Raw genomic sequence first — 12748 nt, 5'->3', positions numbered from 1 at the left:
AGCGTTTCGCGTATCCTGCCGAGCGTAACACGCGCCAACCGGACTCCATTGCGGACCCCATCGTGAAGAAAACCGACCTCGAAAAACTCAAGGGCTTGAAGATCGCCAACAACCTGAAGCGCGACAATCAGCGCACCGGCAAGCCTGGCCAGGGCGCCGCCAAGCCGGTGCCGCAGAACAAGCTGCTCAAGGCGCTGCTGAGCAAGCCTGCCGACGGCGACCAGAAGAAGCCCTGACGCGCCGCTCCCACATCTAGAGCCCCGCCCTGTTGTTCCAACGGGCGCTTGGGTGCTACCGTCCGGCGCGTTTCCACAGCCTGTGATGCGCCGGACATGCCTTCCTCCACACCGTCCCCCTACCCCCACCTGCTGCAGCCCCTCGACCTGGGCTTCACCACGCTCAAGAACCGCGTGCTCATGGGGTCGATGCACACCGGGCTGGAAGACGGCAATCACTTCGACCGGCTCGCCGCGTACTTTGCCGAACGTGCCCGCGGCGATGTCGGCCTGATCGTCACGGGCGGATTCGCGCCCAACATTGCCGGGTGGACCAAGCCGTTTGCCGGGCGTCTCGCCACCCACGGCGCTGCGCGCCGGCATCGCGCCGTCACGCGTGCCGTACATGAAGAAGGCGGCAAGATCGCGCTGCAGATCCTGCATACGGGCCGCTACGGCTATCACCCATTTGCAGTGGCCCCGTCTGCGTTGCGCTCGCCGATCAGCCCGTTCACACCGCGCGAGCTGTCGCCGCGCGGGATCGAGCGGCAGATCCGCGCATTCGTGCGCTGCGCCGAGCTGGCCCGCGAAGCCGGCTACGACGGCGTCGAGATCATGGGCTCCGAGGGCTACTTCATCAATCAGTTCCTCGTCACGCACACCAACAAGCGCACCGACGACTGGGGCGGCAGCTATGCCAACCGCATGCGCCTGCCCGTGGAGATCGTCCAGCGCACGCGCGAGGCGGTGGGCAAGGATTTCATCCTGATCTATCGCCTGTCGATGATCGACCTCATCCCCGACGGCAGCTCGTGGGAAGAAGTCGTGCAGCTTGCCAAGGCCGTGGAGCGCGCGGGCGCCACCATCATCAACACCGGCATCGGCTGGCACGAAGCGCGCATCCCCACCATTGCGACGAGCGTGCCCCGCGCGGCCTTCGCGTGGGTGACAAAGAAGATGAAGGGCGAGGTCGGCATTCCGCTCGTTACGTCCAACCGCATCAACACGCCCGAGGTGGCAGAGGCCGTGCTGGCCGATGGCTGCGCCGACATGGTGTCGATGGCGCGCCCGCTGCTGGCCGACCCGGAGTTCGTACGCAAGGCCGCATCGAACCGCGCGCAGGACATCAACACCTGCATCGCGTGCAATCAGGCGTGCCTGGACCACGCCTTCAAGGCGCGGACGGCCAGCTGCCTCGTCAACCCGCGCGCATGCCATGAAACGCAGATCGTCATTCGCCCCGCGCCCGCACGGCGGCGCTTTGCGGTGGTTGGTGCAGGGCCGGCCGGGCTGTCGGCGGCCACCACGCTGGCCGAGCGCGGTCATGCCGTGGACTTGTACGACGCCGCGGCGGAAATCGGCGGCCAGTTGAACATGGCCAAGGCGATTCCGGGCAAAGAGGAATTCCACGAGATGCTGCGCTACTTCACGCGCCGCGTGCAGGCCACGGGCGTCTCGCTTCACCTGGGGACGCGCGTGGATGCGCAGCAACTCCTGGCAGGCCGGTACGACGAGATCATCATCGCGACGGGCGTGTCGCCGCGCAATCCGAAGATCCCGGGGCAGGAGCATCCGAGCGTGCTGTCGTACATCGACGTGCTGCGCCACCGCAAACCGGTGGGCAAGCGCGTCGCGATCGTCGGCGCGGGCGGCATCGGATTCGACGTGGCGGAGTTCCTCGCGCTGGACGGCCATTCGCCCACATTGGATCTGCAGGCGTGGCGCGCCGAATGGGGTGTAGGCGACCCGACGCAGGTGCGCGGCGGTGTCCACGGCATCCGCCCGCAGCCGCCTCGACCGGCGCGCGAGATCACGCTGCTGCAGCGGCGCGCAGGCAAGCTCGGCGCAGGCCTGGGCAAGACCACCGGCTGGATCCACCGCACGAGCCTGAAGCACCTCGGCGTGCGCATGGTTGGTGGCGTCAACTACGAGCGCATCGGCGACGAGGGCCTGCTGGTGAGCTACGGCGAGAAGCGCGAAGACGCCGAATGGCTGCCCGTCGATTCCATCGTGCTGTGCGCGGGCCAGGAACCGCTGCGCGAACTCGTTGAACCGCTGCAGGCCGGTGGCGCGAAGGTGCACGTCATCGGCGGCGCGGATGAGGCGCGCGAACTCGATGCCAAGCGCGCCATCGACCAGGGCACGCGACTCGCGGCTTCGCTGTGACGCCCACGACGCTCCGCATGTGAAGAATTTGCATCACGCGCCCGTTTTTACATACCGGCCGACCGGCCGCCGGCCGCGAAGGGCGAAATGACAACGCCCCGCGCGGTCGGCCCGGTTCTTGCGTGAACTGGCGCATCACGCACATTCACCCTGGACCGGTTTGACCAAGAACGTTTTACCCCAGTCTTCTGCCAACGCGGCGCCCCTGCCCCCGCTCGATCTTGCGCGAACGGCCTTCCTGCTCGACTTTGACGGCACCCTCGTCGACATTGCCCCGCAACCGGATGCCGTACACGTGTCGGCACCGCTGCGCGAAACATTGCGCGCGCTGCACGCAGCCAGCGGCGGGGCGCTCGCCGTCATCACCGGGCGCACCGTGCACGACGTGGAGTCGCGGCTGTCGCTGCCGGGCCTCGTCATTGCAGGCGTGCACGGCGCGGAGCGGCGCTACGCGGATGGCCGCCTTGTCCGCCTGAACACCGATGCCGACGCGCTGGCCGAGCTCGAGCGCGCACTGCGGGCCGACTTCGCGCAGCTGGCTGCGCAGTTTCCCGGCGTGGTGCTCGAGAACAAGGGCATCGCGTTCGCCCTGCACTATCGTCATGTGCCCGAGGCGGAGAACGCCGTCCTCACCGTGGCCGATCGCCTTGCGCACCGTCATGCCGAGCACGTGCGCCTGCAGGCCGGCAAGATGGTCGTCGAGCTCAAGCCGCGCGGCGCAAGCAAGGGCGACGTGGTGCACACGCTGATGACCGAGCCGCCCTTCATGGGCCGGACCGCGGTCTTTGCCGGCGACGACCTCACCGATGAAACCGCCTTCGATGCCGTCAACGCGCTGGGCGGCTGGTCGGTCAAGGTGGGAGCGGGCCCAAGCCAGGCGCGCTGGCGGCTGAACGATCCTGCAGCGCTGCGCGCGTGGCTTGCCGCGCTGGTGACCCCTCACAGCACCGACGGAGGTGCACGATGAGCCGGCTCATCGTTGTTTCCAATCGCGTGGCGCCCATCGCGGAAGGCCAGGGCACCGCGGGGGGCCTGGCGGTGGGTGTGTTCGATGCGCTGCGCGATACCGGCGGCATCTGGTTCGGCTGGAGCGGCGAAGTCGTGTCGGGTACGGCCACCGGGTCGAACGAGCCGAACATCGTCACCAAGGGCAACATCACGTACGCCACCGTCGGCCTGAACCGCAAGGACTACGACCAGTACTACCGCGGCTTTGCCAACGCCACGCTGTGGCCGATCTTCCACTACCGGGTCGACCTCTCGCGCTACCAGCGAGAGGAGTACCACGGATATCGGCGCGTCAACACGCAGTTTGCGCATCAGCTCAAGGCGCTCGTGCAGCCCGACGACGTCCTGTGGGTGCACGATTACCACCTGATTCCGTTTGCCGCGGAATGCCGCGCGCTGGGCATCACTAACCGCATCGGGTTCTTCCTGCACATTCCGTTTCCGTCGCCGGAAATCCTCACGACGATTCCGCCGCATGAAGACCTGATGCGGGCGCTCTGCGCGTACGACCTGGTCGGCTTCCAGACCGAGACCGACCGCGTGGCCTTCTACGACTACATCGAGCGCGAGGCGCGCGGCTACATCGAGCACAAGGAGCAGAACGGGCCGGTGCATGCCTACGGCCACACGCTGCGCGCCGAGGTGTACCCGATCGGCGTGCACCCGGACGAGATTGCGCAGCAGGCGATGTCGTCGCTGGCGCGGCGCAACCCGTTCACGCGGCACGCCGGCACGCGCGGCGAACGCGCCGGCGGCCACGGGCAGCCCAAGCTCATCATGAGCGTCGACCGGCTCGACTACTCCAAGGGCCTGCCCGAGCGTTTTCGCGCGTTCGAGCAGTTGCTGGACGATTTTCCCGATCACCGCCGGCACGTGACGTTCATCCAGATCGCGCCGACGTCGCGCCAGGACGTGCAGAGCTACCAGCAGATCCGCCAGCGGCTCGAAGCCGAATCGGGCCGCATCAATGGCAAGCTGTCGGAGCTCGACTGGACGCCCATCCGCTACATCAACAAGCAATATGAGCGGCGCGTGCTGATGGCGCTGTTCCGCAGCGCGCAGATCGGCTACGTCACGCCGCTGCGCGACGGCATGAACCTCGTTGCCAAGGAATACGTGGCCGCGCAGGATCCGGAAGACCCGGGCGTGCTCGTGCTGTCGCGCTTTGCCGGCGCGGCGCGCGAGCTCGATGCCGCGCTCATCGTCAACCCGTACGACACGCGCGGCATGGCCGAAGCACTGAACCGCGCGCTGACGATGCCGCTGGAAGAGCGCAAGGCCCGGTACGCCCACATGATGGACCGCCTGCGCGCGGCCAACCTTACCGTGTGGCGCGAGCGCTTCGTTGCCGATCTGCGCAACGCGCCTGCACGCTGATCACGCGCCGCCGCTGCCGCGACGCAGGATGCGCCCGACAGCATCGGCCGCATCGTCTTCGGCGTCGGCGTGCGGCGCCAGCATGCCAGCGAGCACGGCGCTCATGCGCGTCCAGTGCGAGCCCGGCCAGTAGACGCGGCGGCAGACATCGCACGTGCTGAACAGGCGCTGCCGCTCGCGCACGCGGGGCGGCACGCTGGCTGCGGCCTCTTCCGTGCTGAGTTGCCGCAGTGGTGCATTGCATTCCAGGCAGCGCGAAAACGGCCGGGCGACATCGGCCAGCCGGAAGCGCGCGACGACTTCGCGCATCTGCGCCCGCGGCTCGCGTGCGCGGATGAACGCGCCCCGGCGGATGCCGCGCCGCTTGAGCAGCTCCCGGTCTCGGGAGAGGACGATCCAGTCTTCGGCCTGCGCCAGCGCTTCGATGGCGACATCGGCGTAGTTGTTGTCATACGCCGTGTCGAAGCCGGCCATGCGCAGCAGCCGGGCGGTCGCGCCGAGGTGCGCATCGCACAGGAAACGCAGCGGAGGCGACGGCAGCGCGGGCACCACACCGGAAACCGCCACATGACCGGCGGCCGGCAAGATGGCTTCGAGTGCCATGGGCTGACCATCGACCAGCACGCGTCCGACTTCGGTATGGGGCACGCCCAGCGCTTCGATGGCGTGCTTCAGTGTGGCTCCTTCTGCCCACGTGCGTACGATCGGGCGGCCGCGTAGCGCTCGCGGCAGGAGCGGCGTCAGGTTGGTATCGAACGTGAAGATGACGGGCTGCATGCCTGCCACGATACTCCCCGGCGGACAAATCCGCGAATCGGGGGGGGCGACCCCGCGATGAAGCACCGGCGCGCTTCATCGCGGCTCATGGGCGCGGATGTCAATCCGGCCTCCGCACCCCACATCGACCGAAATGAAAACGGCGTGACACTCCGTGCGTCACGCCGTCTACACCGCAGCAGCGGTCGCACACCGACCGTCAGGCGGCGCTGGCAATGTGCAGCCGCGGGTTTTCCTTCAGTTGCAGGCACGGATGATCCGCAAACAGCGTCGCCACCCAGTCCACGAACACGCGCACCTTGGGCGACAGATGCCGGTTGTGCGGATACACCACTGACACCGGCACCGGCTCCGACACGTAGTCGGGCAGCACCTCCACCAGCGCGCCTGACATGAGGTGTTCGTACACGAGGAAGCGCGCGGTCTGCAGCAGGCCGAGGCCGTGCAGCGCGCACGCCGCCGCCGATTCGCCATCGTTGACGGACACGATGCCGCGCACCTTGTGGATCTGCTTCTGGCCGTCGATGACGAAGTCCCAGTCCATGCGGCGGCCATTGCGGGCCGAGAAGTAATTCACCGCGATGTGGTCCTGCAGGTCTTCGAGCGTCTTCGGCGTGCCGTAGCGCGCGAGGTATTCGGGCGACGCGCAATTGACCATCGACAACTGGCCGATGCGCCGCGCGACGAGGCTCGAATCCTGCAGCTCGCCGCCACGCACGGCGCAGTCCACGCCTTCCTGCACGAGGTCGACCGTGCGGTCGCTCATGCCGATCTCGAGCTGAAGATCGGGGTACGCCTCGTGGAAATCGCGGATGCGCGGCACAAGCAACCGTTTGCCAATCGACGCAGGAACATCGATGCGCAGCGTGCCGCGCGCACCCGCCGCGCTTTGCGAGAACGCGGCCTCGGTTTCTTCCAGGTCGCCGAGCAGCCGCACGCAGCGCTCGTAGTAGGCAGCGCCGTCGGCCGTGACGTTGACGCGGCGGGTGGTCCGGTGCAGCAGGCGCACGCCGAGGTGCGCCTCGAGGCTTTGCACCAGGTTCGTCACCGTGGCGCGGGGTAACTGAAGGCTGTCGGCAGCCTTGGTGAAACTGCTGGCCTCCACGACGCGCGTGAAGACCTGCATGGCCTGCAATCGATCCATCTGCGGCTCCTGAAGGTCGGAATCCACGGGCCGTGCGCACTGCCGGAATCCGAACGGCAATGCGCAAGGCAGTGAAATCTCAAGGGGATACCCGGGTGGCGCGATCGGCGGACGGAGGCATTTCCGCAGCGCAACAAGATCGGCCTCAAGCAATGACACTTTGTAGCACAACCGTCAATTTTGATTGTTCGGCTGTGACTAATAGTGATGTCCGATTATAGGCATTTATCCGCGTTCGTCTAATCACCATCATTCAGCCCATCGATATCAGGGTGATCCGCAAAGGTAAGCCCCGCCTGACATCATGGGTTCTTCTCCACCGCGCCTGGTTGTTTCTGAATACTCGCCCGATCGGGATGCGGGTTCGGTTGCTGTTCGTCCGGCGCAATCGTACTCGCGCTCCGACGTTACAAAGGTTGCAGTGAATAACCATTTGCGCAGCGCAACATCTCCTCTGCCTGAGCAAGCATGTCACGCCGACGGGGCCGCCGACATCGCCGCCCTCCCGCGCGACGTGCACGCCGAGGACTACTGGACGCAGGGCTACGCCGGCCGCATCCGCCTGCGCGTGTATCGCCCGGAAATGCGCCCGGACGAGGCGGCCGCGCCACTGCGCCATGCCGCCGTGCTGTATCTGCACGGCGGCGGCTTCGTGCGCGGCACGATCGACGATGCCGATGCGCCGGCCCGCCACCTCGCCGCCACGCTGCCCGCCGTCGTGGTCACGGTGGGCTACTCGCTGGCGCCGGCCGCGCCCTTCCCGGCCGCGCCGGAAGACGTCTACGCCGCGCTGTGCTGCATGGCCGAGCATGCCGCCGCCTGGGGCATCGACCGCCGCCGCATGGCGGTAGCCGGGCACGACGCGGGCGGCAATCTGTCGGCCGCGCTGGCCATGATTGCGCGCGACCGCGGCGGCCCGCACCTGCGCGCACAAGTGCTGATCGCGCCCATGCTCGACCCGACCATGGCGCGCGTGCGCCCCGACCGCCTGGCTGACGCCGACAACTCGGCCGAAGTTTGCGCGGAGTGCTATCGCCAGTACCTGCCGCGCCCTACCGAGCGCGTGCATCCGTACGCCGCGCCGGTGGAATCGCGCCGCCTGCAGGGCCTGCCGCCCGCGCTGCTGCTGACCGCGCCGCAGGACCTGCTGCGCACCGAAGCCGAGCGCTATGCCGCGTGCCTCATCGAAGCCGGGGTCGTCACGCAGGTCGTGCGTGTGAACGATGCGTGCCATGACTCGATCGCCATGAGCGCGGTCGCGCAGGACGAGATCACGTGTTTCCTGCGCTGGCACCTCGGCATGACACGGCAGCCCGCCGGTCGCGCCAGGCGCCGCGCACGTGCGGACCGCAAGGACCGCACGCCCCCTGGCCCCACCGAGGAGACGCCTGGCTGACCCCACACAACAAGAAACGGAGTGCGAGGCCGCGCGCGTGTTTCTACGCTGCGGCCCACGCGCTTTTCCTGAGTCTGTTCTCTTTGCCTATCCCAACGAAATCGAGAGAGTCATCATGAGCCTGTCCAAACGCACCATCGCCATTTCGGTTGCAGCAGTGCTCGGCGCTGCCGCCGTGGGCACATACGGCCTGGTTTCCAATGCCGGTGCCTCGCAGCAACCTGCCGCCGCCCCCGCCGCCACGCCGGTGGATGTCGCGCCCGTCCTCGCCAAGAACGTGGCCGAGTGGGATGAATTTTCGGGCCGCATCGAAGCGGTTGAACGCGTGGAAGTCCGCCCTCTGGTGAGCGGCACCGTCACGGCCGTGCACTTCAAGGACGGCAGCATCGTCAAGAAGGGCGACCCGCTGTTCACCATCGACCCGCGCCCGTATGCGGCGGAAGTGGCCCGCACGCAAGCGGCGCTGACGGCCGCCAAGTCGCGGGTGGCCTACACCACGTCGGAACTCGAACGCGCGCAGAAGCTCGTGGCCGACAACGCCATCGCCCGGCGCGAGTTCGAAGAGAAGGAAAACGCCGCCCGCGAGGCGCAGGCCAACCTGCAAGGCGCCGCTGCCGCACTGGAAGCGGCCAAGCTCAACCTCGAGTACACGCGCATCGTGGCGCCCGTGTCGGGCCGCGTGTCGCGCGCGGAAATCACGGTGGGCAACGTGGTGTCCGCCGGCGGTGCCGCGCCGGTGCTCACGACGCTGGTGTCGGTCTCGCCGATGTACGTGGCGTTCGATGCCGACGAGCAGAGCTACCTGCGTTACTCGGCCCAAGCCGCCAAGGGCACCAAGACGCCGGTCTACATCGGCCTGGCCAATGAAGACGGCTATACGCGCGAGGGCTTCATCCAGTCCGTCGACAATCGCCTGGACGTGCGCTCAGGCACGATCCGCGTGCGCGCCACGCTCGACAACGCCGACGGCCGCCTCACGCCGGGCCTGTACGCCCGCGTGCGCATGAGCACCGGCGCGCCGCACGACGCCATCCTCATCAGCGACAAGGCCATCGGGACGGACCAGGACAAGAAGTTCGTGCTGGTCGTGGATGCCGCCAACAAGACGAGCTACCGCGCGGTCACGCTCGGTGCCTCGGTCGACGGCCTGCGCGTCGTGAAGTCGGGCCTGAAGGCGGGCGAGCGCATCGTCGTCAACGGCATCCAGCGTGTGCGGCCGGGCGACGCCGTGGCCCCCAACGTGGTGACCATGGACAGCCTCGTCACGAAGCGCGTGGTGCTGCCCGGCGCACAACCGGAAGCCCCCGCCACGCCCGCAGAAGCCAAAGCCGATACCCCTGCTGCCCCCGCCGCGAAGGCCGAAGCCAAGCCTGCCGGCGCCAAGACCGCAGCCAACGCACAACGCCTTCCGGCCGACCGCGCCTGATCGCGACTGAAACGCATCGCTGACAGCCATGAACTTCTCCAAATTTTTCGTGGACCGCCCGATTTTTGCGGGCGTGCTTTCCACGCTGATCCTGCTGATCGGGATCATCTCGATCTGGCGATTGCCGATCTCGGAGTATCCCGAGGTCGTGCCGCCTTCGGTGGTGGTGCGCGCGCAGTTCCCGGGCGCCAACCCGAAGGTGATTGCCGAGACCGTCGCCTCGCCGCTCGAAGAACAGATCAACGGCGTCGAAAACATGCTGTACATGCAGTCGCAGGCCAACAGCGACGGCAACATGACCACGACGGTCACCTTCAAGCTGGGCACCGACCCCGACAAGGCGCAGCAGCTCGTGCAGAACCGCGTGTCGCAGGCGCTGCCGCGTCTGCCCGACGTGGTGCAGCGCCTGGGCGTGACGACCATCAAGAGCAGCCCCGACCTGACGATGGTGGTGCACTTGCTGTCGCCCAACGACCGCTACGACATGACATACCTGCGCAACTACGCGGTGCTGAACGTCAAGGACCGCCTTGCACGGATCAGCGGCGTGGGCCAGGTGCAGCTGTTCGGCTCGGGTGACTACTCGATGCGCGTGTGGCTCGACCCGAACAAGGTGGCCGAGCGTGGCCTGACGGCCAATGAAGTCGTCAAGGCCATCCGCGACCAGAACGTGCAGGTGGCGGCAGGCGTGATCGGCGGCTCACCGTCGGTGCCGGGTACGGACCTGCAACTGTCCGTCAACGCACAGGGCCGCCTGAAGACCGAGCAGGAGTTCGGCGACATCATCCTCAAGAGTTCGCCCAACGGCGCCGTCACTTACCTGCGTGACGTGGCCCGCATCGAGCTGGCCGCGTCGGAATACGGCCTGCGCTCGCTGCTGGACAACAAGCAGGCGGTGGCCATTCCGATCTTCCAGGCGCCGGGTTCCAACGCGCTGCAGATTTCGGATGACGTGCGCAAGACGATGGCGGAACTGAAGGAAGACTTTCCCGAAGGCGTCGACTACCGCATCGTCTATGACCCGACGCAGTTCGTCCGCTCCAGTATCGAAGCCGTCACGCACACGCTGCTGGAAGCGGTGGCGCTTGTGGTGCTCGTGGTGATCCTGTTCCTGCAGACGTGGCGTGCGTCGATCATTCCGCTGCTGGCGGTGCCGGTGTCGATCATCGGCACGTTCGGCCTGATGCTGATGTTCGGCTTCTCGATCAACGCGCTGTCGCTGTTCGGGCTGGTGCTGGCGATCGGGATCGTGGTGGACGATGCCATCGTGGTGGTGGAAAACGTCGAGCGGAACATCGCCGAAGGCTTATCGCCACGCGAGGCCACGTACAAGGCCATGCGCGAAGTGAGCGGCCCGATCATCGCCATTGCCCTGACGCTGATTGCCGTGTTCGTGCCGCTGGCCTTCATGACGGGCCTGACCGGTCAGTTCTACAAGCAGTTCGCGCTGACGATCTCCATCTCGACCGTCATCTCGGCCTTCAACTCGCTCACGCTGTCGCCGGCGCTGGCCGCCCTGCTGCTCAAGAGCCACGACGCACCGAAGGATTGGCTGGCGCGCGTGATGGACAAGGGCCTCGGCTGGATCTTCCGTCCGTTCAATAGGGTGTTTGGCGCCGCATCGGAGTCGTATGGCCGCAGCACATCGCGCGTGATCGGCCGCAAGGCGCTGATGCTGGGCATCTACCTGGCGCTCATCGGTGCGACCGCGCTGCTGTTCAACAAGGTGCCCGGCGGCTTCGTGCCGATGCAGGACAAGCAATACCTCGTGAGCTTCGCGCAACTGCCGGACGGTGCCTCGCTTGACCGCACGGAAGACGTGATCCGCCGCATGTCCGACATCGCCCTCAAGCACCCGGGCGTGGAAAGCGCTGTGGCGTTCCCGGGCCTGTCCATCAACGGCTTCACCAACAGCCCGAGCGCCGGCATCGTGTTCGTCACGCTCAAGCCGTTTGACCAGCGCAAGAGCGCCGACCTGTCCGGCGGTGCGATTGCGGGCCAGCTGAACAAGCAATACGGCGCCATCAAGGATGCGTTCATCGCCGTGTTCCCGCCGCCGCCGGTGCAGGGCCTCGGCACGGTGGGCGGCTTCAAGATGCAGATCGAAGACCGGGGTTCGGTCGGCTACGAACAGCTCTTTGCCGCCACGCAAGCCTTCATGGCGAAGGCACGCCAGACGCCTGAGCTGGGCCCGTCGTTCTCGAGCTACCAGATCAACGTGCCGCAGCTGAATGCCGATCTGGACCGCGTGAAGGCCAAGCAGCTGGGCGTGCCGGTCACGGACGTGTTCGACACCATGCAGGTGTATCTGGGCTCGCTGTACGTGAACGACTTCAACCGCTTCGGCCGGACGTACCAGGTGAAGGTGCAGGCAGACGCGCCGTTCCGCGCCCATGCAGAAGACATCCTGCAGCTGAAGACGCGCAACAGCGCCGGCGACATGGTGCCGCTGTCATCGCTGCTGCGCGTGTCGCAAGGCTTCGGGCCGGACATGGTCGTGCGCTACAACGGCTACACCGCTGCCGACATCAACGGCGGCCCGGCCCCCGGCTTCTCGTCGGGCCAGGCGCAGGCGGCTGTGGAGCGCATCGCGCATGAAACGCTGCCCAAGGGCGTGCGCTTCGAGTGGACGGACCTGACGTATCAGCAGATCCTGGCGGGCAACTCGGCGGTGTGGATCTTCCCGATCTGCGTGCTGCTGGTGTTCCTGGTGCTGGCCGCACAGTACGAAAGCCTGACGCTGCCGCTGGCCGTGATCCTGATCGTGCCGATGAGCCTGTTCGCCGCCATGCTGGGTGTGTGGATCTCGCGCGGCGACAACAACATCTTCACGCAGATCGGCCTGGTGGTGCTGGTGGGGCTGGCGTGCAAGAACGCCATCCTGATCGTCGAGTTTGCGCGCGAGCTCGAGCTGCAGGGACGCTCCATCGTGGAGGCCGCCATCGAGGCTTGCCGCCTGCGTCTGCGCCCGATCCTGATGACGTCGATCGCTTTCATCATGGGCGTGGTGCCCCTGGTGGTGTCGACCGGCGCCGGCGCGGAAATGCGTCATGCCATGGGCGTGGCCGTGTTCGCCGGGATGCTCGGTGTGACGCTGTTCGGCCTGTTCCTCACGCCGGTGTTCTACGTGGTGCTGCGTACGCTGGCCTCGCGCCGCGGCGAGCGCTCCGAGAATGCACCGGACCGCGATCTGGACCTCGATGGCGCGCTGCCGGTGCCGTCGAGCCAACACTAATGAC

Annotated in this window: 9 protein-coding genes; 7 read left to right on the top strand and 2 right to left on the bottom strand. The window is 67.0% G+C overall.

Features of this window, described 5'->3' with window-relative positions; genetic code table 11:
- Nucleotides 1-62 precede the first annotated feature (62 nt).
- The 4 genes from A6M56_RS00350 to otsA all read left to right on the top strand — a co-directional run bounded on the left by A6M56_RS00350 (nucleotide 63) and on the right by otsA (nucleotide 4766).
- The gene (locus A6M56_RS00350; protein WP_164491327.1) at nucleotides 63-236 is read left to right on the top strand and encodes a hypothetical protein; all 174 of its coding nucleotides are present in this window, start codon (nucleotides 63-65) and stop codon (nucleotides 234-236) included.
- Nucleotides 237-332: 96 nt separating this feature from the next.
- Entirely contained in the window at nucleotides 333-2381 is a 2049-nt protein-coding gene (locus A6M56_RS00345; RefSeq protein WP_102078948.1) for an NADPH-dependent 2,4-dienoyl-CoA reductase, read from the top strand.
- Between the two features lie 160 nt (nucleotides 2382-2541).
- Nucleotides 2542-3348: a trehalose-phosphatase gene (gene otsB, locus A6M56_RS00340; protein ID WP_045219987.1), complete on the top strand. Its 807-nt coding sequence runs from the start codon at nucleotides 2542-2544 to the stop codon at nucleotides 3346-3348.
- Nucleotides 3345-4766, top strand: a complete 1422-nt coding sequence (gene otsA / locus A6M56_RS00335) for an alpha,alpha-trehalose-phosphate synthase (UDP-forming) (protein WP_045219985.1) — start codon at nucleotides 3345-3347, stop codon at nucleotides 4764-4766. Before otsB ends, otsA begins: the two co-directional genes overlap by 4 nt.
- Here the strand turns inward: otsA and A6M56_RS00330 are convergent, their stop codons facing one another.
- Together A6M56_RS00330 and A6M56_RS00325 are read right to left on the bottom strand one after the other, a co-directional pair.
- Complete coding sequence (locus A6M56_RS00330; RefSeq protein ID WP_102078949.1) at nucleotides 4767-5543, bottom strand: Mut7-C RNAse domain-containing protein; 777 nt, start codon at nucleotides 5541-5543, stop codon at nucleotides 4767-4769.
- 199 nt (nucleotides 5544-5742) lie between these two features.
- The gene (locus A6M56_RS00325; RefSeq protein ID WP_045219982.1) at nucleotides 5743-6687 is read right to left on the bottom strand and encodes a LysR family transcriptional regulator; all 945 of its coding nucleotides are present in this window, start codon (nucleotides 6685-6687) and stop codon (nucleotides 5743-5745) included.
- Nucleotides 6688-6991: 304 nt separating this feature from the next.
- On the opposite strand from A6M56_RS00325, the gene A6M56_RS00320 reads away from it, so the two are divergent.
- The 3 genes from A6M56_RS00320 (at nucleotide 6992) to A6M56_RS00310 (ending at nucleotide 12744) form a co-directional block, all read left to right on the top strand.
- Nucleotides 6992-8083 (top strand): alpha/beta hydrolase, encoded by a 1092-nt coding sequence (locus tag A6M56_RS00320; RefSeq protein ID WP_102078950.1) that lies wholly within the window; start codon nucleotides 6992-6994, stop codon nucleotides 8081-8083.
- Nucleotides 8084-8198: 115 nt separating this feature from the next.
- Nucleotides 8199-9509, top strand: a complete 1311-nt coding sequence (locus tag A6M56_RS00315; RefSeq protein ID WP_062739593.1) for an efflux RND transporter periplasmic adaptor subunit — start codon at nucleotides 8199-8201, stop codon at nucleotides 9507-9509.
- 28 nt (nucleotides 9510-9537) lie between these two features.
- Nucleotides 9538-12744 (top strand): efflux RND transporter permease subunit, encoded by a 3207-nt coding sequence (locus A6M56_RS00310; RefSeq protein WP_045219976.1) that lies wholly within the window; start codon nucleotides 9538-9540, stop codon nucleotides 12742-12744.
- The last annotated feature ends 4 nt before the right edge of the window (nucleotides 12745-12748 follow it).

Origin of the sequence: Ralstonia sp. RL (assembly GCF_001683835.1) — a bacterium.
GTDB classification, from domain to species: domain Bacteria; phylum Pseudomonadota; class Gammaproteobacteria; order Burkholderiales; family Burkholderiaceae; genus Ralstonia; species Ralstonia mannitolilytica.
Note: the sequence above shows the minus strand (reverse complement) of the source record. Positions and strands in the feature narration are given on the sequence as shown.